This window comes from Flexithrix dorotheae DSM 6795 (genome assembly GCF_000379765.1).
Lineage (GTDB): Bacteria > Bacteroidota > Bacteroidia > Cytophagales > Flammeovirgaceae > Flexithrix > Flexithrix dorotheae.
The window spans coordinates 449,836-471,459 of the sequence record NZ_KB903431.1; the positions used below are offsets into that span (position 1 = coordinate 449,836).

At 34.5% G+C, this 21,624-nt stretch carries 16 protein-coding genes; 7 read left to right on the forward strand and 9 right to left on the reverse strand.

Annotated features, from left to right (window positions below):
- Window positions 1-151 precede the first annotated feature (151 nt).
- From A3EM_RS0105850 to A3EM_RS0105865, 3 genes are all read left to right on the forward strand, one after another.
- On the forward strand, window positions 152-406 hold the full coding sequence (locus A3EM_RS0105850) for a hypothetical protein (protein ID WP_020527243.1): 255 nt from the start codon (window positions 152-154) through the stop codon (window positions 404-406).
- 80 nt (window positions 407-486) lie between these two features.
- Window positions 487-1,728 carry an ABC transporter permease gene (locus A3EM_RS0105855; RefSeq protein WP_020527244.1) on the forward strand — a complete coding sequence of 414 codons (1,242 nt, stop codon included), beginning with the start codon at window positions 487-489 and terminating at the stop codon, window positions 1,726-1,728.
- Between the two features lie 254 nt (window positions 1,729-1,982).
- A complete protein-coding gene (locus tag A3EM_RS0105865; RefSeq protein ID WP_020527246.1) occupies window positions 1,983-3,203 on the forward strand; it encodes a PP2C family protein-serine/threonine phosphatase in 1,221 nt (406 codons plus the stop codon).
- Here A3EM_RS0105865 and A3EM_RS41655 read toward each other — a convergent pair.
- On the reverse strand, window positions 3,200-4,261 hold the full coding sequence (locus A3EM_RS41655; RefSeq protein ID WP_020527247.1) for a PorP/SprF family type IX secretion system membrane protein: 1,062 nt from the start codon (window positions 4,259-4,261) through the stop codon (window positions 3,200-3,202). The genes A3EM_RS0105865 and A3EM_RS41655 overlap by 4 nt on opposite strands.
- A gap of 642 nt (window positions 4,262-4,903) precedes the next feature.
- Here A3EM_RS41655 and A3EM_RS0105880 point away from each other — a divergent pair.
- Window positions 4,904-6,202 (forward strand): caspase family protein, encoded by a 1,299-nt coding sequence (locus A3EM_RS0105880; protein WP_020527249.1) that lies wholly within the window; start codon window positions 4,904-4,906, stop codon window positions 6,200-6,202.
- Between the two features lie 22 nt (window positions 6,203-6,224).
- On the opposite strand, the gene A3EM_RS0105885 is transcribed toward A3EM_RS0105880, so the two are convergent.
- On the reverse strand, window positions 6,225-7,010 hold the full coding sequence (locus tag A3EM_RS0105885; RefSeq protein ID WP_020527250.1) for a DUF3298 and DUF4163 domain-containing protein: 786 nt from the start codon (window positions 7,008-7,010) through the stop codon (window positions 6,225-6,227).
- A 271-nt stretch (window positions 7,011-7,281) separates the two neighbouring features.
- Here A3EM_RS0105885 and A3EM_RS0105890 point away from each other — a divergent pair, with 271 nt between their 5' ends.
- The gene (locus tag A3EM_RS0105890; protein WP_020527251.1) at window positions 7,282-8,151 is read left to right on the forward strand and encodes a sigma-70 family RNA polymerase sigma factor; all 870 of its coding nucleotides are present in this window, start codon (window positions 7,282-7,284) and stop codon (window positions 8,149-8,151) included.
- A gap of 84 nt (window positions 8,152-8,235) precedes the next feature.
- Here the strand turns inward: A3EM_RS0105890 and recN are convergent, their stop codons facing one another.
- The 6 genes from recN to A3EM_RS0105925 form a co-directional block, all read right to left on the reverse strand.
- Window positions 8,236-9,891 carry a DNA repair protein RecN gene (gene recN / locus A3EM_RS0105900; RefSeq protein ID WP_020527252.1) on the reverse strand — a complete coding sequence of 552 codons (1,656 nt, stop codon included), beginning with the start codon at window positions 9,889-9,891 and terminating at the stop codon, window positions 8,236-8,238.
- Between the two features lie 135 nt (window positions 9,892-10,026).
- Window positions 10,027-10,788, reverse strand: a complete 762-nt coding sequence (locus A3EM_RS0105905) for an MBL fold metallo-hydrolase (protein WP_020527253.1) — start codon at window positions 10,786-10,788, stop codon at window positions 10,027-10,029.
- An 83-nt stretch (window positions 10,789-10,871) separates the two neighbouring features.
- Window positions 10,872-11,165, reverse strand: a complete 294-nt coding sequence (locus A3EM_RS0105910) for a hypothetical protein (protein ID WP_020527254.1) — start codon at window positions 11,163-11,165, stop codon at window positions 10,872-10,874.
- Window positions 11,166-11,308: 143 nt separating this feature from the next.
- Entirely contained in the window at window positions 11,309-11,692 is a 384-nt protein-coding gene (locus A3EM_RS0105915; protein ID WP_020527255.1) for a response regulator, read from the reverse strand.
- A 209-nt stretch (window positions 11,693-11,901) separates the two neighbouring features.
- Complete coding sequence (locus tag A3EM_RS47015) at window positions 11,902-17,127, reverse strand: PAS domain S-box protein (protein WP_020527256.1); 5,226 nt, start codon at window positions 17,125-17,127, stop codon at window positions 11,902-11,904.
- Window positions 17,128-17,302: 175 nt separating this feature from the next.
- Window positions 17,303-17,851 (reverse strand): GNAT family N-acetyltransferase, encoded by a 549-nt coding sequence (locus tag A3EM_RS0105925; protein ID WP_020527257.1) that lies wholly within the window; start codon window positions 17,849-17,851, stop codon window positions 17,303-17,305.
- Between the two features lie 339 nt (window positions 17,852-18,190).
- On the opposite strand from A3EM_RS0105925, the gene A3EM_RS0105935 reads away from it, so the two are divergent.
- Entirely contained in the window at window positions 18,191-19,009 is an 819-nt protein-coding gene (locus tag A3EM_RS0105935) for an SDR family oxidoreductase (protein WP_157637752.1), read from the forward strand.
- 81 nt (window positions 19,010-19,090) lie between these two features.
- A complete protein-coding gene (uxuA, locus tag A3EM_RS0105940; protein WP_020527259.1) occupies window positions 19,091-20,275 on the forward strand; it encodes a mannonate dehydratase in 1,185 nt (394 codons plus the stop codon).
- A 23-nt stretch (window positions 20,276-20,298) separates the two neighbouring features.
- On the opposite strand, the gene A3EM_RS0105945 is transcribed toward uxuA, so the two are convergent.
- Entirely contained in the window at window positions 20,299-21,297 is a 999-nt protein-coding gene (locus A3EM_RS0105945) for a tetratricopeptide repeat protein (protein ID WP_020527260.1), read from the reverse strand.
- Window positions 21,298-21,624 lie beyond the last annotated feature (327 nt).

The following is a 21,624-nucleotide window of genomic DNA, read 5'->3' on the forward strand; positions in this document are numbered from 1 at the left end:
AAATACTCTTGTAAATAGAAAGATAAAACTTGTTCAAATTAGTAATTTAGAAATTTGATTAAATAAAGATTGGAAATATAATTAGCGGAAAATAATTGTATTTTAATTCGTTTAAGTGATTGAAGTTTAAACTATTATAAAGAAGATAAAGATGACTGACATTGAATATGAAGTTTTGGATGAATTGTATTTTGTCATTTCTTATTCAGATTTAAAAGAACAAACAGGAATAGGTGATGCTGAATTAAAAAAATGTTTAAAGCAGTTATTTGATAAAAAATGGATTGTTTGCTTTAAATCGGTTTCGGAAGAATTGCCAGTTGAAGAGGTTAATTTAAATGACTATAGTGAAAAGTATTTTTATCTGGCCTCAAAAAAAGGACTTTTTGCCCATAATAAATCTTGATTTTTCGGTTTTAAAATAAGAATAAAAGGCTATCACAACTAACCCTTACAAATTACAGCTTTTACAAGTATTGGTATTGAATGTCTCAACAACCTAATTATAAAACCCCTTTTTATTACGCAAGAAAGCGACTATTTAAGAATAAACCAGCGGTTTTTGGGTTTATTCTGATTGTAATTGCTCATTTAGTTGCAGCTTTAGGTTATTTGATCATGCCAGATAATACTCCATTTGCCAATGATGGGGCTGTTCAAATTCAAAAAAAGACTCCGGGCTTTTCGGTTGGAATTTTAAAAATTCGGAAGAATATGGCTGTTGAAAAAGCCGGTATAATTGACCGAATTTTAAATGGACAGGAAAGTGAGTATACCATTGTTCCGATTATTGGAACTCCCAAAATTTTAATGGATAGTATTTATTTCCGTCCTTATGGAAGGGAAAAAAAGGAAGTTGATCATTTATTACTTAATTGTGTGAAACCTCTTTTTGTAGGTCCTTCCAACAAATTGGGAAAGGATTATAATTACAATTATAAAAAAGAAGGGGACAAGATTATTTACCTGGATTCTGAAGAAAGAGTTTGTGAAATTACCCAGGAGGAATTGGAAAAGGAATTTTGGGAGAATAATGTAGAAAAAAGAACATATTTACTCGGAACCGACAAATCTGGTAGGGATATGCTGAGCAGGCTATTATACGGTACCAGAATTTCATTATCAATTGGTTTTATTTCGCTCCTGATCTCACTAATGGTGGGAGTTACATTTGGGGCAATTGCCGGTTTTTTTGGAGGAAAAGTTGATCATTTCATCATGTGGGTCATGACGGTCATTTGGTCCATACCGACTATCATGCTGGTTATTGCCATTAGCCTTGCCCTGCAAAATAAAGGAGTCTGGGTTGCATTTGTGGCTGTAGGTTTAACCATGTGGGTAGAATTCGCACGAGTGGTGAGAGGGCAAATTATGGGAATAAAACAAAAACTCTATATTGAAGCTGCCAGAGCATTGGGCTATTCTAACAAAAGAATTATTTTTTATCATATTCTACCAAATATTATTGGACCTATAGTAGTTATCAGTACTTCCAATTTTGCAATGGCTATTTTAATTGAAGCCGGTTTAAGTTTTCTGGGATTGGGAGTTCAGCCTCCTACGCCTTCCTGGGGAATGATGATTAACGAAGGGTTTAGAGCCATTGGAACAAGTAACAGTTGGCATTTGGTATTGTTACCTAGTTTGTGTATCAGCTTTATGGTGCTGGCATTTAACCTTTTGGGCAATGGATTAAGAGATGCATTTGATCCCCAGGGCTTAAAGTAAACTTAGTTTCATATTAAGTAATTAAGTTTCATTTTCCTTTCTTTCCCTATTTTTCTACAAATTATAAAGATATTATTCATTTTAGGTGTTCAATTCCATTCAAATTTCTAAATTGGAGAACTTTTTCAAAAAATAATTTTTAGTGCATCAAATTTTTGAAAAAGAAGAATTAATCATGGAAATAATGTTTGATTTCGGGGGCTTTTTCTCGATTTTAGCTCATTATTTAAAAAATAAACCGGATTTTATTTCAAATGGCATTAACCGTTGAAACTAAATTAGAAATTAAGGAACTTGAGCTTAAGTCTTTATTTGAAACAATTAGAGCAATCAACTCCAATTCTTCAGAGAGGGATTTATTTAAAATTTATAAATTCATCATCAGGTCCAACCCCAATATAAATAAGCTCGCCTTATATGTATTGGATGAAGAGTGGAACTGCAAGACTTATTTTGGTACTGAAAACGATTATTCTAATATTCCCCTTGATGAAAAATTATTAGAGATAACAGGAATTGGAGAATATACAAAAGGAGTTGAATTTTTTGAGGAGTTTCAGAAAGTTATTCCTATCAAGCATAAACAAACTGTTTTAGCCTATGCTTTTTTAAGTGGATCCGAAAATGTGGAGGATGAAGATATTCTGGAACTGGATTTTATTGATGCACTTAGTAATATTATTCTGGTTGCGGTCGAAAACAAAAAATTAGCCCGGAAGGAACAAAAACAGCAGGAATACAAAAAGCAGCTGGATATTGCCAAGGATGTGCAATCACTTTTATTTCCCAAAGAATTGCCTTATAATGATGATTTAAAAATCATGGCGAGTTATCTTCCTCACCATACTATAGGAGGAGATTATTACGATTATATACCTATTAATGAAAATAAGTTTTTGATTTGTATCGCGGATGTTTCAGGAAAAGGCGTTCCTGCTGCTATTTTAATGTCTAACTTTCAGGCTGCCCTGAGAATTCTTACCAGAAGAACCGATGACCTAAAAATAATTGTAGGCGAACTGAATCAACTTGTGATGCAAAATTCATATGGTGAAAATTTTATTACAGCCTTTTTTGCATTATATGATAAGGAAAGCAGAAAGTTTAATTTCATAAATGCAGGACATAATCCGCCATTCTTGTTTATGAATAATAAGGTAAATGTACTGAATGAAGGGACTACTATTCTGGGAGGTTTTAAAGATTTACCGTTCCTGAATATGGGCAGTTTTGAAGAGCTTAGTAATTTTCTTATTTTTTGCTTTACTGACGGCTTTATCGAAACTTATGATGAAAACGGGGAAGAATTTGGAGAAGAATATTTAATGAAATTTCTCCAGGAAAATTTAGGTTTGGATCAAAAGGATATTCATTCCAAGCTTATTTCCCTTTTAAATACCTTTAAGGGGAAAAATGCTTATGTAGATGATATTACTCTCCTTTCTTGTAAAGTGTCCTCCTCTAAAAATAATTAATAAACTTTATAAAATGCAGGACATTTTACCCTGTCTCTGCCTGTAAGAGTAACCGGTTCCAAAACAATAGATATTTCATGAGTCCCTCCTGATCTGCCTGATAAGCCAGAAATACTGATGTCATAACTGTATCCGAACCAAAAGGATTTATACTGGTATCCAGCCAAAAAAGCAATGGCATCCTGGCTTACCTGATTATTTATATCTCCCTTAAATGGATTTCCTCTATACCAAATGCCCGCCATTACAGGCTTGTAGAAGTAATTAAACCCTAAATCTAACTGGCTAAATAATCCTTGATGTTGGTAGATAAAAGCCGGAGAAATTGAGGTCTTTTGTCTGTCATACAAATCCAGAGGAAAACGTGCTCCTCCCTGAATGGAAAATCTGCTATCAATGGAGATTTCCCCCTCAGGCGTTGATTTTCTGGGTTGATTGATATGAAACATGGAGGCACCAATCCAGTATTTTTCACTATAAACCACAAATCCTGTAGAGAAATCTATTAAGGCGGCATTAAAATTATTGATGTTTTCCAAAGTATTTCCTCCTCCATTTTCAATCTGATCTCCAAAAGTTAATCTTGATACATCTGAGTTTTTGAAAATATAGCCAGCTTGTAACCCGGCCCTGGCAGTTACTTTTTTGCTAAGGGGAATTTTATAAGAATAGGAAGCTGCTATCTGGTTGGTCTTTAAATCCAGGGCATTAGTCCTGTCATTCAGGAAATAAATTCCCACACCACTGTTCATTTTGGACAAATTGTAATCGAAAGAGACAATATTGGTTTGAAAAGAACCAGGGATTCCTGTCCATTGATCTCTATAAGTTGTGGCCACTCTATAGTCCGACACTTCTCCAGTAAGTGCGGGGTTTAGGTAAAGTGGTGAGGCATAAAATTGAGTGAAAAGCGGATCTTGTCCCCAGCTGATAAGAGGAGAACTGAAAACTGCTATAAAAAAAGTTAAGTATATAAAGATTCTGGTTGATTTATTCATAATACCTGATCCCGGATTTGACCATAACCTGTAGCTAAGTTTTAGGGTAATTATAGTCATATTATTCCTTTTCCAAATAATTAATTTAAGCTGATAGGGGTAAAAAAAGGTAATTATCTTATCATCTTCAGGTCAAAGTTAATGTAAGGTTTTGAAAAAAAATGAAAATTAGGTTATAGAAACAATCATTCCAATATTCTATTGTTAAGGAAATTAAAGCAAAGTTTTTCAGGGAAGTTGTCTGAGTTTTTAAATTTTAGCCAAAAATGGGAATATTTTGACTGTTAGAAGGTCCTTATTTGGACGGAAAGTATTTCTATTTAACAAAAAAATATTCGAAATAAAGGCAAAATAACCCATTTGCAAAATGATGTTTTCACTTAAAACAAGTTCATTAATTACAAAGTAAATATTTTAAGGAAACAGGAAGTTTTATTTTTGTTGGAAAAAAAGTTCAATTTTTATGGAAAAAATCACATCCATTTTTTCTCCTTTCCGTTGTAAATGATTGTGAATAAAACCAACGATTTGTTATTCTGTTTTATCATCAACTTTATTGTATTCTAACTTAGCATTTTAGTGCTTGAGGGTTTTATATTTCTGTCCTGTTATATTTTTCAGGCAGAACATTTATTAAAGCATTAAATTGAACATCAAATAATCCAATAGTATAAATTATTTTTACCATACCTTAAATTTTCGATGGCTAATATTTTAACTCAATTTAGAGGCTGTTTTTTCTTAATAATTTCTTCTCTTTTACTTTCTTCTTGTGCTACAATTTTTAGTGGTACAACCCAGAATGTAAAAATCTCTACAAATCCCGGTGGGGCAAGGGTTTTTCTGAATGGCAATGATACAGGTGTGAATACCGAAGGCAAAATTGTAGTAAGAAGGGCCATCAGTTCAACACCTAATAATAATACTAATGAGCAAAATTATGTGCTCAAAAAGGATGGTTTTGAAGATGCCATAATTAAGGATCGAAGAAGGGTAAATGGCTTGGCCCTTGCGCTGGATTTTTTATTTCCTCCTTCCTTAATCGTGGACTTTTCAAATGGCTCGATTTATAAATACCGTCATAAAATCAGGGTGGATATGGTGCCTTTAGAAGTTGAAGAAAAGGAGCCAGTTTTAATTACCCCGACAGAGGAAGTGCTTCCAGATCCTGTCAATACCGGTTTATCTTCAGTGGACATCAACATACCTGAAACGGGTATCGTGAATGAAGATGCCATTGCTATTGTAATTGGTAACAAAAACTATGAGGGCAAAGATATTCCAGCAGTAGATTATGCTACAGCGGATAGTAGGTCTATGAAAAACTACCTGATCAAAACTTTTGGATATAGGGAAGGAAATATTATTTACATTGAGGATGCTTCATTAGGGGATTTTAATAGAATTTTTGGTACAGAAACCAATCACCAGGCAAGGCTTTATAATCTGGTAAAACCTTACAAATCGGATGTTTTTGTTTATTACAGTGGTCATGGTGCCCCTGATATTAATTCTAATGAGGGATTTTTGGTGCCAACTGATTGTGAAGATGTTTCTACTTTAAGTTTTGAAGGTTATCCTATTGACAGATTGTATAAAAACCTATCCAGTATTCCTTACAGAAATTTGACAGTAGTGATAGATGCCTGTTTTAGTGGAAATACTGAAAGTGGTATGTTAATAAAATACGCATCACCAATTCATATTCAGGCAAAAAGTAAGATTCTGTTAAATGATAATGCCACAATATTCAATTCTTCGGCAGGAAATCAAATTTCTTCCTGGTACACGCAGGAATCCCATTCCCTTTTTACTTATTACTTTTTAAAGGGCATTCAGGGATTTGCCAACGATGGAAAGAAAAACGCAGCATTGGATGTCAATAGATTAAAAGAATACATCAATGACAATGTTCCTTATATGGCAAGGAGGTTACATAATCGTACTCAGACCCCCGAAATTTTTGGTTTGGATTCAAAAGTGATACTAAAATTTCAATAATTTGAAACAGGATTTCATTATTCTACTTCATTTTTAATAAACCATCCAACTCTGTATTGGAAAGTAAAATTTCTGTAGGTCCCATGGAATATGGTCCAATTTCATAATTATTATAATAAAATAAAATTCCATCATCTGTAATGGCAAAATTTTCAGAAGCGTTTATTTTTTCCTCAAATAAACCTTTCTTTTCTTTTAAATTATCCTGTGCAGTAAGGTTATTTTGAGAGCGGTATTTTTGATCTACCAATTGGTCCAGTTTTGATCGGTAATCTTTGGAAATAATATTATCAAGATTAATTTTTTCCCCATCCTCCAAATCAATATTTAAAAAATTGACCAGGTTGTTAGGGTGCGCACCACCTGTATATTCATTGGATTGAACTTTTAATGATAATAGATCATCAGTCTGGTTTACAATTTCATAATTAATTTCTTTATTCCAAATTTGGTCAGAATCGGGGAAATCATCCTTAAACTCCTGATAATTTCGAAGGAAGTTAATCATGGAAGCATCAAATGCTCCTACTATTTCTGCATCAGAAAAATAAAAGTTGAAAATTTCTGATTTTACCAGTTCATTTATTTTTTCAGCATTCTTTCCAACCAATTCGGGGTAATTGATTTCAATATAGGTACAGTTTTCAGTTTGGATATCACAGGCTTCAAAACTTTCAATCAGTGTCTTTTTATTTATGGCCAAAGAATTGCCTTCAGGTGAACTTGTTTTTGTAACAATAGGTTTTTGGTTACAAGCATGGCATAAAAATAGTGCAATAGTTAATGTGTTGAGTATAGATCTGTTCATTTTTTTATAGGTTTAGTTAAAAAATGATAAAAAATCAAATTCTGACTATAAATTTAAGATAATTGTGAACTTTACTCAAATGTAATGGTTTCTTAATAGTAAATTTTGATTCAAGTTTGGCTTCATCAGGGAATTATTATGGTTTATCGGATATTTTTCCTGTTCACTCCAAAATTGTTTGGAAAACCCTTGAAGAAAGGCACATTTGTATCAGATGTTTTAGAGTAATTAATGTTTAAAGAATAGAAATTTCATAACTTAAATAATCAATATGCGACAATTAAAAATCACACAGGCCATTACCAACAGGCGAGAAAGTGAATCACTTGAAAAATATTTCACGGAAGTAAGCCGTGAGGATATGGTGACCGCTGAGGAGGAAGTTGAGTTGGCCCAGAGGATCAGAGAAGGAGATCAGGTTGCATTAAACAGGCTTGTAAAAGCTAACCTTAGGTTCGTAGTTTCGGTAGCAAAACAATACCAGAATAAAAGTATGTCCCTTAATGATTTGATAAATGAAGGGAATTTAGGGCTGGTGAAAGCTGCTCAAAGATTTGATGAAACAAAAGGTTTTAAATTTATTTCATATGCAGTTTGGTGGATCAGACAGTCAATAATGCAGGCAATAGCCGAAAATTCAAGAATTGTGCGTCTTCCAGTAAACAAAACAAGTTCGATTAACAAAATCAGGACAGCTTTCTCTTCATTGGAACAGAAATTTGAAAGAGAACCAACAGCAGAGGAATTGTCAGAGATTTTGGAAATGCAACCCGAAGAAATAAGAAATACAATGGGGGTGGAAGTGAGACAAACCTCTGTAGATGCACCATTAAATAGCGAGGATAGTAATTCTTTGCTTGATGTGATGGTTAATAAGGATATTCCTGCAACTGATGAACACCTGGAGTATCATAACTCACTACAGGTAGAAACCAGTCGGGTACTTTCAACTTTGAGTTTCAGAGAAAGAGTAATCGTAAAAATGTCATTTGGAATTGGTGAGGAGCACCCAAGATCGCTGGAAGATATTGGAGAAGAACTGAACCTTACCCGGGAAAGGGTTAGACAAATACGAGAAAAAGCTATTAAAAAACTCAAAGGAACCAGAAGTAAGGATATTTTGAAAGCTTATGTAGCTTGAAGATAAATTTTGAAATAAAATTTAAAGCTCCGCAAAATTGTGGAGCTTTTTTTATGCTTAAAAAAAATAAAGAAATGATATAAGTTATTGAATCTCCATCAATTCACGGGCACTTTGATATGCGGTTTCAGTTGGGTTTGCTCCTCCAATCATTTGTGCCAATTCCTTAATTCTTTCCTGCGGGGTTAGTTTCTTCAGGTTACTAACCGATCTTTCAAAAGAATCATCCTTATAAACAAAATAATGCTGATCCCCCTTTGCTGCAATTTGTGGGAGGTGGCTTATAGCGATCACCTGATGCCTATTACCCATTTCTTTCATCATTTTGCCCACTTTCATAGCTATTTCTCCGGAAATTCCTGAATCTATCTCATCAAAGATTATCGTTGGCATCTGGGTTTTACTTGCCAATAAATATTTAATCGAAAGCATTAATCTGGAAAATTCACCGCCAGAGGCTACATTTTTAAGTTCCTCTGGTTTCACGCCTTTGTTGGCAGAAAAAAGAATCTTAATACTATCCATTCCAAACTTATCCAGGTCAATGTTTTTGTGGAAAATGGAATTTGAAGCATTTGGCATTCCCAGCTGGGCAACAAGGCCGTCCAGGTTTTGAGAAAGAGTTTGGAAAATTGCCTTTCTTCTTTCTGAAAGTTGATTGGCCAATTCAAAAGCCTTTTTATAGGCTTTTTCTTTCTCTGCCTTTGCTGCCTCAAGTTTTTCATCAAAGTTGATTACCTGGTCAACCTTTTCCTGCAGTTCTTCTCTGATGGAAATCAGCTCTTCAATGGTATGGACATGATGTTTTGCTTGTAAAGAATACAGTTGATCAAGTTGATCTTTAAGAAACTGAATTTTTTCGTGATCCAGAAAAAGTTCGCTTTCTTCACTTTCTATCTCTGAAGCTATGTCCTGTATTTCAATCTGAGTACTTTTTAGCCTTTCCTTTAATTCTGCATATTTATTAGAAAATTCACCCAGGTGGGCAAGCGCAGTCATAGCAGATTTTATTCCCGATTCTACCGAAAACTCTGTTCTGGAAAGGTATTCCAGTGCTGCATTTAAATTTGCTTTTATATTTTCTGCATTTTCCAGTTTCTCTAACTCCTTTTCAAGCTCCTCCTGCTTAAATTCCTCTAGTTTTATCTGATCTAATTCTTCAAGCAAATGGCTGTTATAGTCAAAAGCCGTTTTAAATTCTTTGGATTCATTGATGAGCCTTTCAAGTGTTTTAGAAGCCTTTTTGTATTGGGAAAAAGCTTCCTGATAATTTTCCAAAAACTGCTGGTTTCCGGCAAAAAGATCAATAATTTCCAACTGAAATTCATTTGACCCTAATTGGAGGGTTTCATGCTGAGAATGAATATCTACCAGTTTGGTAGAAATGGCTTTAAGTGTTTCAAGGTTAACCGGAGTATCATTTATGAAAGCCCTGCTTTTTCCTTTTGGGGTAATTTCTCTTCTAATTACGGATGTTTCATCATAATCCAGGTCCTGGCTTTCAAATAATTTTTTTAATTTATAGCCCGACACATTAAATTCACCTTCAATGATGCATTTTTCTGCCTCATTTAAGAGTACTTTGGTATCTGCACGATTACCCAAAAGAAGCCCAATTGCCCCCAGCATAATTGATTTTCCAGCTCCTGTTTCCCCTGTAATTATATTTAAAGAAGGAGAGGGGGCTATTTCCAGGTGGTTGATTAATGCATAATTTTTAATGAGAAGGTGCTTTAACATTTTTAAGCTTGAGTTTTATATTTGTTCGCTTTGTTGATCAAATTTATCAGTTTCCCGTTTGATAAAAAATTTGGGCAAAATTAATTCAGAACAAATTTGGAGGAGCATATTTTTAATAAAATTTAATGGTCAAAATCATAATTCTAATTGCAAACCATCGTAGGCCAACCTGATGCGTGCAGGTAAATACTTTTCTACATCTGCATGAAATCCCAATTTATAACTGATGTGTGTGAGGAACGCTTTTTCAGGTTTTACTTTTTCTATGACCTGAATGGCTTCCTCAAGTGTAAAATGAGAAATGTGTGGTTGGGTTTGTAAAGCATTTAAGACCATGATTTTAGAACCTTTCACTTTTTCCAGCTCTTCTTCGGCAATATAATTTGCATCAGTGATATAAGTAAAATCATTTATTCTAAACCCAAAAACAGGCAGCTTGTAATGCATAACCTCAATTGGAGTAATAAGAGTGTCATTCACCCTAAATGGCTTGTTCTTTATTTCCCTGATGTCAACGGAGGCTACTCCGGGGTATTTTTTATCCGCAAACATGTAGGAAAATTCAGTTTTTAAATGATTGATTACTTGTGTCTGTGCATAAACCGGAATATCAATTTTTTGTTTAAAGTAAAAAGCCCTGATATCGTCAAGTCCGGCTGTATGATCTTTGTGCTGATGGGTAAAAAGCACTGCATCCAAATGATCAATTCTTTCTCTGAGCATTTGTTGTCGGAAGTCTGGCCCGGTGTCAATTACTATTTTTTGACCATCTACTTCTACAAAAATTGAAGACCTTAGCCTTTTATCACGAAAATCAAGAGATTGGCATACCGGGTCTGTTGAGGCTATGACCGGGACTCCCTGAGAGGTTCCAGTTCCTAAAAATGTGACTTTCAATTTTTGTTTTTTTTTGATTTGATAAGAGAATTAGAAATATTCTCAGTTGATCTACAAGTTCTTTTAAAATTAGTCAGGCGGATTTAGTTAAATAGAGTTTTCCCTTCTTCCTGTTTAGCTGATCTAATCTCAATAAACAATTTTTTATTCTTCTCAGAAAGGTCCTGAGGATTAATTTCTATTTCCTTTATGATATCTACCAGAGAGTTAATTCTTCCTTCGAGTGGAAAATATTTATTGATTATTGCCACCTTGTTATCCTTAAGCAGACAATAACCTGACTTGAAGTTCCCTTTTTCATATCTGAGGATATAGGTGGTTTCGGAAAATAAGTCCTCCAGTTTAGCCAGAAAATTTTTAGTGTATTTTATTTCCATAAAAAAAATAGTATAAATATTCTTTTGACAAAATAAATAAGCCCTTATAAAAGGGCTTAAAATCCAAACAAAAATAATAATAAATGACTAATTGCAAGATGTAAATCTAAATCAAACTTTCCGGGAAAGTAACCAGGTTGAATCTAATTGTTCGTAAGTCGATTTACAGTAGAAACAAGCGTGTCAAAATTAAGAGGTTTAGGTAAAAATTCATTTATACCTACTGCTTTAAAGTCGTCTTCAGTGAAATTTTTTGCATTTCCGGTTATGGCAATTAGAGGAGTTTTTGCCTTTGTCTGGTCGGGTAAATCCCGGATTTGCCTGGCACATTCCATTCCATCCATAATGGGCATATTGATATCCAACAGAATGGCATCGAAATGTTCTTTCTTTAGCATATCCATTACCTGTTGTCCATTTTTGGCTGATTTAATATTATAATTTTGAAATTGAAGGACTCTTTTGGTAATGTTTTGAATAACGGAGCTATCTTCTGCTACTAGTATCGTTTTGCTTCCCATAAGCATAAAGGTTAAAGAATTGGTGATAAAAAAAGTCTATTTGTAAGTGATTTCTTCCCTTTTTAAGAAATAACAAAAATACTTATACTATTATGTAAATTAATAAATTTAATCTAATTCACAAATTGAACATGGTATTATTAATGCTTAAAGAAGGGGATCAAACTAAAGTTATGATTTTTATTTGTGTTAACAAATAAAAAATATATAAAATATTAAATATTGAGAAGCTTTTTATAGTTTAACCTAAATTCCTCAAAATCTACATTTAAAGTTTTAAAATTGTTTTCAAAATCATTTTTGTGATTCATTTTTAACTTTCCTTCCATTAAAGCTGCCTGAGAGGATATCTTTTCTATTCCCAATGTTCCAGCATTTCCTTTTATAGTATGAAGAATACTTAATGCTTCTTTCACATCCTCATTAGCATTCATGGCTTTATGGAGTCTTTTAAGTAACTTTTGAGTATCCTTTTCAAATTCAGAATAGGACTCAATGAGTATTTCATCTCCACCATATTTTTTGAGTTCATATGCAGTGGACAAGTTCAAAATTTTATTGTTCGACCAGGACATAACGTTTTCCTGTTCTTCCTCTTCCTGTTCTTCAAACCACTTTTTTACTTTAGAAATCAACGCGTTAGCCTTAATCGGTTTTGAAATAAAATCATCAAGTCCAGCTTTCAAAAATTCCTCCCGTTCCTCCTGCATGGAAAAGGCTGTCATGGCTACAATTGGGGGGCAGTAGGGTAGGTTCAGTTCCTTTATTTTTTTTGTTGCAGTCATGCCATTCATCACTGGCATCTGAATATCCATAAATACCATGTCAAATCGCTGTTGCTGTACCATTCTAATGGCATCCTGGCCTGTAATGGATACATAAATTTCGCAGCCTGCTTTTCTTAGAATTCTTCCGGCTACACTTAAATTTACCATATTGTCATCCACAATAAGGATTTTAGGAATGCTTTTGAAGGTTTTGGAAATGGCTTTATCTTCTACTTCAAGCACCTTTGGTATTTTGGATGGAGATCCACTTTCGGCTTTAATAGTAAACCAAAATGTGCTTCCCCTGTAAAATTCAGATTCTACCCCGATTTCTCCTCCCATTATTCTGCAAAGTTCCTGAGAAATAGCCAGTCCCAAACCAGTGCCACCATATGATTTGGTATAGGAATTATCTACCTGGCTGAATTGCTTAAACAGTAAATTGAGATTTTCCTGGGTAATCCCAATCCCCGTGTCTTTTACTTTAAATTTCAGGGTTTGCGAGGAGGAATCTCCATCAATTCTGGAAATATGAATATCGATTTTGCCATTTTCTGTAAACTTAATGGCATTAGATGTAAGGTTAGAAAGAACTTGCAGGAGCCTGGTTTCATCGGTTTTGATGGCATCATGCACATTCTCTTCAATCTGGTAAGTTAAAACCGTATCTTTTACCATAGCCTGTTGCGAAAACAGGGCATATAATTTATCAATTAGCCTTCTAAGGGAAATAGTTGAAATTCTAAGTTCCATTTTCCCAGCCTCAATTTTAGAGAGATCGAGAATGTCATTAAGAATGGTGAGAAGTGTTTCTGAAGATTTTTTTATTGTAGAAACATATTCAAACTGTTCCTGGTCCAGTTTGGTTTCAGTAAGCAGGTCTATCATTCCGATAATACCGTTCATAGGAGTCCGAATTTCATGGCTCATATTCGAAAGGAATGTTTTCTTTACTTCTAAGGATTTTTCAGCGATTTCTTTGGCTGCTCTTAAATCTTCAGTAGCCTTTTTGAGGTTGGTAATATCCCTGGCAACTCCCTCTACCGAAGATGGGTTACCAAATTTATCATAAATCAGACGAAAGTTGGAAATGGTACTTTTTACCTGCTCGTTTTTGTTTTTTATCTGGCTTTCAAAGTTTCTGACATTTCCATGCTTTTTCAATTCTTTGAACAAATATTGAAGTTTAATATCATTGAGTAGAAAATCGGTGATGGACCTTCCCAAAACTTCAATTTGGCTTTCTCCAATCATTTCATAAATAGAAGGACTGATCATAATGATCACGCCTTCCAGGTCAATTCTGAAATATACATCCTGAAATGATTCGAAAATGTTTCTGAACTTTTCCTCACTTTCTGCCAAACCAAGTTCAGTTACTTTTTTTTGTGTGATATCGTGAGCTACTCCCGATACTTCATATATCTCATTTTTATTGTGATAAATAGGATTTAGGAAAATCTCCCTCCAGTGTTCTTCTCCATTGTCATTTACAAATTTCATCTCAAATTGCTGGGTTGAACCGGCAAAAGCTTCTTTGTATTTTTCATACCAGAAGCGATAAAGATGATTGTTTTTCTTTTTGAAAATTTTATAAATTGAAGCTCCTTCCGATGGTGCAATATGGTAGTAATCCCAAACCGTATCGGTGAAATTCCTGTTAAATTTGGTAAGCTTAAAGGATTTATCGATTGACCACATGAGGTGGCTGCCACTTTCAAAAATAGCTTCCAGCCGGGCGGCCTGGCTACTGATCTCAGCTTCGTGTTGGTATCTTAAAATGGCATCTGCCAACTGGCCGGATACAAAAGTGAGCAATTCCAGATCTCTTTTGTTATACTGATTTTTGTTGGTATAGGATTGTACAATGATCATCCCTATTACCTTTTCTTCCAGTTTAAGAGGCACTCCCAGCCATACTTTGGGCACCACAATCTGTGGTGGAATATTTTTATTTTTTATAATTCTGTTAATCCGGTCATAATAGAGGAACATCGGGCGATCGAATGTGGATACCGCATATTTTGCAAATTCCTGAAAAGGAACTGCTTCTGCTCTAAGTGTGTGGGAATTGGCATAAAACGGGAAATCAATTTTTCCGGTTTTAGGATTGGATAAGGCGACAATAAAGCTGTCCACCCCTATGGCTTCATTAAGCAATTGGTGGAAATTTTGATAAAGCACATTTAGTGGGGTGCCTTTTTCCACCAGCTTGGCCAATTGGTAATACAGATTTTGGGATTTTTCGGCCTTTAATCTTTCTGTATAATCATTTAAAATTGCTCTGTAAACACATGGTTTCCCTTCCTCAATGGTACAACTTAAGGCTCCTTTTACATTAAGTTCCTTTCCATTTTTATTAATCAGGATAGTTTCAAAATCATTGTATTTACCCAACTCCTTTGCCTTAGCCAATTCGACTTTCACGGAAGGCAGGGCATCTTTTTGAATTAAATGTTCGAATTTAATGAACTGTAAGTCTTTCTCTTCATACCCCAGTGATTCCTTCCATGAATTATTCACGAACATAAATTTCCCATTTTCATCGAAAATGAAAATGAGGTCATTGGCACTGTCAAAAAGGTCTTGAAGAAGCTGATTGGTTTCGTGCAGTACTTTGGTGACTTTTATTTGTTCGGTGATGTCTTCACCCACAATGGTCATGGAAGAGATGCTTCCTGATTTATCATTCAACACAATGGAGTTAAACCGGATAGTAAGCTTTTCTCCACTCTTGGTTTTTAAAATCCCTTCGAAAGTATCTAAAAATCCTGTGATTTGAAGCTGGCCGGCATTCTCCAGACTTGGATTAAAAATTTCAAATAAACTGGTGTTTTGAAGATCCTCCAGGTCGTACCCGGTAACATCCATGAAAAACTGGTTACAAAACTTAATATTCCCGGACTGATCGATGGTGATGGCGAAAATGATGGCATGTTCTAGGGCCTTTTGCAGTCGTTCTTCTGAATAGCGGACTATTTTCTCATAACTTTCTTTTTGTTCCTGTTCTTTTTGATCGGTAATGTCAACTCCAGAAGTTACAAATCCCTTGAAGTTTCCAAAATCATCGAAATATGGAGTACCCTTTTCTAATATCCACCTGTATTTTCCTTCAATATTTTTTAGACGGTAACTTTCTTCATATTTAGTCTGGCTTTTAAAATGATCCGAAAATTTTGGAATAATGCCTTTGTCCTCCGGGTGGATATTTTCCAGCCATTTGCCATTCTTTTCTTCCTCAAGAGTATTACCTGTAAACTTCAACCATTGATTGCTGAAAAACTCAAATTTGTTGTTTACATCCATCATTCTCAGTAAAGAAGGAGCATTATTGGCAAGGGTTTTTAACTTCACTTCATTTTGCACCAGTTCGTTTCGGAGCATAGCCTGAGTGATGTGACTATTGATTTCCCCAACCAGAGATTTTAATTGGAGTTTCAGGTTATTTACTCCTGGATTCAGGGCAAAATAATAAATGTATTTTACCTGACCATAAATGTGAACAGGAATAAAAAGGTAGGTCAGGGATTGCTTGGTATTGACAGAAAAAGGCCTTATTTCAACAGGATGTTGGCGCTCAATTAAAGCATATTTTTTAGTTTGGATAATTTCCATCACTTGTTCTTCCAACACCACAGGAAGATTGATTCTAAAAAGGTAATTGGGATCAGGTGCCTTTATAGAAATTATCGCAGAATAAATGACATCTTTTAGCTTGGAAATGATATTAATAGATTTTACCAGAATCTTATTGATATCACTTTCAGAAGAAATATGTCTAATGGTATCGTTAAGTACCTTTAATTTTTGATATTTATCTGTATTATCCTTTTCTTTTCTTTTTTCTTCAGTAATGTCTCTACCATAAGCGATTACTAAATCCTGATCGAAATATTTACCTTTCTGAAGGGTAAACTCCTGTACAAATAATCCCCTAAATCTGTTTTTGCCTTCAATTACAATTTTATTAGTCCCATTAAAAATTGAGGAAAGTTCTTCCTGGGAATTTTTTACCCTGACATTGTTGTCTTCTAAAATTTTATAAATAGTGGATCCAATAATTTCTTCCCGCTTTAATTTGTAATATCTCAGCGCAGTATCATTAAAATCTATCACCCTACCATATTCATCCAGCAGGAATATGATATTGTGGCTGTCCTTGAATATGCTCTTGTAGAAGATATTCGATGCCTTTAAGATTTTCTTTTTCTTAAATTGCTCTGTAATGTCTTTGGCAAGACCTAAAATATAAGGTTTTTCGTTGGTGGATATTAAATGGGAAATAAAGTCGAAAATTCTTTTTTTTCCGTTTTGGTCGATTAGGGAAAAGTAACCCCTGGTAGTTTTGGTTTCGGTTAATTTTTGGAGATAAACTTCATAACCAATCCTATATTCGGGAATAAGAATGTCCTGTAATTTTTTATAAGTATTATCTTCATTGGTTACATTGAAATCTTTTTTTACCAGTTCATTGGCAAAAATTAACTGACCATCCAAATTATGCTTGGCAATATAATGATTAGGTAAATAGACTTCTGGATAACTGGAATATTCGGATTCACTTAGCCCATTTGTGGAACTTTGCCTTTCCTCCAATTTTTCTACTTTTTCCTCTAAACAGCGAATCTTTTCGATCAACTCTTCTTTTGTCTTACTGTTTAAATCCAACTCCATGTTAAAAAAATAATCTTTATTGAGATAAAGCAGAATAAAAATTTGTTGATAAAAATAGGTAAATGTTGAGGCTACAATGAAATTAGACCTTCAAAAAATTAATTCATTCCTGCAAAAAATAACTAAGAGATAAATTTAAAAAAATATGTGATTTAATCGTCCTTACGGGAATAAATTAATGATATAACTTACTATTTAAAATAGAAAAAATGTATTCATCTATGATTTGATTGTCTTTAATCAAGGCTTTTTTAAATTTTCCTTCCAATACGAACCCTGCTTTTTCTAAAACCCGCATAGATCCTTTATTGAAGGCAAAAACAGAAGCAAATATTCTATTAATTTGGAAACTGTCAAAAAGCCATTTAACCATTTCATTTACTGCCATTGTCATAATCCCTTTTCCCCAGTATGCTTCCCCAATCCAAAAACCAATTTCCATATTTCCTCTATAAACATCTTCACCTGGAATAAATCCAATTCCACCTACTGCATCTCCGTTCACTACAATAGCAAAATCACTGGTAGAGCTTTTAGAGTTTGCAAGGTTTATCCAGGTTTTAGCATCTTCAATTGTGTAGGGATATGGAAATATGTCTTTTAAACTTGCCCAGATTTTTTTGTTATTTGCATTTTGAGCAAGCGTGACTTCATCGCCAATCTGCCAGGGACGAATTAAAAATTTTGAATTGGAATAAATTAATTCAGGACCTTCTTTTCTCATTTATTATTATCTGAATAAAAATTACAAGAATTATTGCTCGAATGAAGTCTTGATCATATCATCAATTAGTTATGGTTAAATTTAGCTTTTTTTATTTTGCTAAGATGATAAGTTCCTCCATGATAATTATTTCCTCTTTTAAAATATGAACAGAAAAGGGAAAAGTTCGGAAACGTTATCAGAAACGTTCCCGTAAATAATCATCTTCATTTCCTTTGATTTAACCTTTTTCTTCTTTTCTTTCATCCTCAAATTTGTGATAAATCTAGCTTATTCAAAAGGATAAGAGTAATTTGAAAGTGTCATAAAAATACTGGATTTTAAATAAAAAGAATGAAAATGAGTAATCAGGAATTTGACTTAACTGGAAAGGTGGCAATTATTACAGGTGGATCAGGAGCTTTAGGCGGAAGTATGGCTATTCATCTGATTAAGCAGGGAGTAAAAGTTGCTATCCTGGATTTACGTCCCGATGCTACTGAAAAGCGAGTGGAAGAATTAAAAGCATTGGGTGGAGAAGCCATGGCCCTGGTTTCAAGTGTGTTGGATAAGGAACAACTTGAAGCTGCAAAGGACAAAATTGTAAAAGAATGGGGGACAATTGATATTTTGATTAATGCTGCAGGGGGGAATATGCCTGGAGCGACTATTGCCCCAGACCAGACAATTTTTGATCTTTCAATTGAAGACTTTAAAAAGGTTTCGGATTTAAATCTGAACGGTACTGTTCTTCCTTCTATCGTTTTTGGGAAAGTTATGGCGGAAAATAATGCAGGGGTAATGATTAATATTTCCTCTATGACGGCACAAAGAGCGATCACCAGAGTGGTTGGTTATTCTGCTGCAAAAGCGGCTATCGATAATTTTACAAGATGGATGTCTGTAGAAATGGCTTTAAAATTTGGTGGAGGAGTAAGGGTGAATGCCATTGCCCCCGGGTTTTTCATAGGTGAGCAAAATAGAAAATTACTTACAAATGAAGATGGAAGTTTAACCGATAGGGGAAAAACTATCATTGCCCAAACGCCAATGGGCAGGTTTGGAGAAGCTGAGGAATTAAATGGTACTATTCATTGGTTATGTAGTGAAGCTTCTAAATTTGTAACTGGAATAGTAGTCCCTATTGACGGTGGATTTAGCGCCTATAGCGGAGTATAAGGTTATTTTCTTTTATGGTGTTTAAAAAACAGAATTAGGCTTCGGGATTTTTAGACATCTGGTGCATTAAAAAATTAAAATATGAGTATGGAACAAACATGGAGATGGTACGGGCCAAACGATCCGGTATCATTGTCCGATATTAAACAGGCTGGAGCAACAGGAGTTGTGACTGCTTTACATCATATTCCAAACGGAGTTGTTTGGACAAAAGAAGAAATTCTAAAAAGAAAGCAAACACTGGAGGATGTAGGATTAACCTGGTCTGTGGTAGAAAGTGTACCAGTTCATGAGGAGATCAAGACAAGGACAGGAAATTATCAAACTTATATTGAAAATTATAAGACTACACTTGAAAACCTTGGTGCTTGTGGGGTAGGGGTAATTTGTTATAATTTTATGCCTGTGCTGGACTGGACCAGAACAAACCTAGCTTATGAAGTGGCAGATGGGTCAAAGGCATTAAGATTTGAAGTTGACGCATTTGCGGCATTTGAACTTTACATTTTAAAGAGACCTGGTGCCGAAGTTAATTATTCAGAAGACCAGAAAAAAGCCGCAAAGCAATATTTTGATTCCTTAACTCAGGATGATATTGATTTGTTAACGGCCAATATTATTGCCGGATTACCTGGCTCGGAAGAAGGATATTCTCTTACCGATTTTCAAAAAGTTCTGGATACCTATAATGAAATAGGAGATCAGGAACTGAGAAATAATTTGTATTCTTTTTTGAATGAAATTATCCCAACAGCCGAAAAGGCAGGGGTAAAAATGGCTATTCATCCGGATGATCCTCCATTTCCTATTTTAGGTTTGCCAAGGGTAGTAAGTACCGAAAGTGATTTACAACAATTGCTGGGTGCAATTGATAGTCCATCCAATGGGTTTACCATGTGTACTGGTTCTTATGGTGTGAGGGCAGACAATGACCTTCCTGGAATGATAAAAAGAAATGGAGGTAAGATGCATTTTATTCACTTAAGAAGCACTCAGCGAGATGAAAAGGGCAATTTTTATGAGGCCAACCACCTTGAGGGAGATGTAGATATGTTTGCTGTGGTGAAAGCCATTATCGAGGAACAAAATAAACGGAAACAAGATGGAAACGGGATTACCAGGATTCCAATGCGGCCAGATCATGGGCACCAAATGCTGGATGATTTGAAAAAGAAAACTAATCCAGGTTATTCAGGAATAGGAAGATTAAGAGGACTGGCCGAACTTAGAGGCCTTGAGATGGGAATTGAAAAGTCGCTTTTATAAGCGACTTTTTTTTTGTTGAAAGTTTAATAAATCACATTATCCTGTTTCACAAAGTTGGGTTCGTGTTTTCTTAAAAGATCCAGGGCAGGTTTGTAATTGCTACAACTCTCAAGGGCTTTTTTCAGATGGAAACCTGCTTTATCCTTTTTCCCAATTTCTAAATACCCCATGCCAAGGTTGAGGTAAAGACCAGGGTGATGTTTATTTCTCATAAGCATCTGGTCATACAAAAATTCAACTTCATGGATTCTTCCTTCCAATACCGCAATGTTGGCTTTTACCAACTCAGGATAATTTTGGTTCCTGTTAGAGGTGGATCTTATTTTTTCAATAGCAGTGGGAATTACTCCAATAAGCATGGAAAAGTTTTTCCAGAAATTCCTTTCGAAAATAAGATGAACATAGGTGTCTCCACAAAAAAACTTTCGAAACTTAAACCTGAATGTATTTCTATTGAAATAAATTTGGTATTCGTAGTAGATTTTTACCCGGTCAAAGAGGCCTGTTTCAGGACATATTTTATATGTCCTGCCTCCGGGAATCAGGTTGGAATAATGGTCAAAAACAGTTTCACAATAATTACAATGAATATAAACCGAAGGCACAAGATCTGTTAAATTGATATTGGCATCACAAACAGGGCAATTTATAGTTTTAAAATTGTTTTTTATTTCCTCTTCTGTCAATTCAAGTTTACTGTCAGCAGTTCGGGCAGAAGAAATTCTTCGGTTAATAATGGACTGCACTTCATCGGCAAAACCACCTATGTTTATTACAAATGAGGAGTATCCCTTAAAAAAATATTTACTCAATTTTTTGCTAACCGTAGAATAAGGCATGAGCACCACTACGATGGTGTTCCTGTGTCGTTCAATTTTAAAAATATCCCTATAGAAAATGATTTCTTCATTCAGAATTAATCCATCTCTGCTCACACTTCCTGTCTTGCGCAGAAGGCTATCCGGGAATCCAAAGCGATTAACGAATTTAAAACCAAAAGTGATAATAGGGGCTTCTCGCATAGTTTTTCAACTCGAAAAATTTGTGTGAAAATAAAAAAATGGCTGATCTGGAGTGGTCATTCCTCCGTAAAATGAGAAGGTGGATTTTGTATGAAAAATCAGCTGTTTCAAAATTATCTTTAAAAATTTACCTTTCAAAATAAGTAAGTTAGTATCCTTCAAACTACTAATAATTTAAATCCATAAGACTTCAAACAAAATTAACATAACCATTATGAAATGGCATACAAATGAAAAATATACCGCAAGTCCTTAATTTTTTTAATTTTATCATAGGTAATTATTAGCTTTAGCAGAAAAGTTCGTAAAAAAAGAAAACAAATTCAG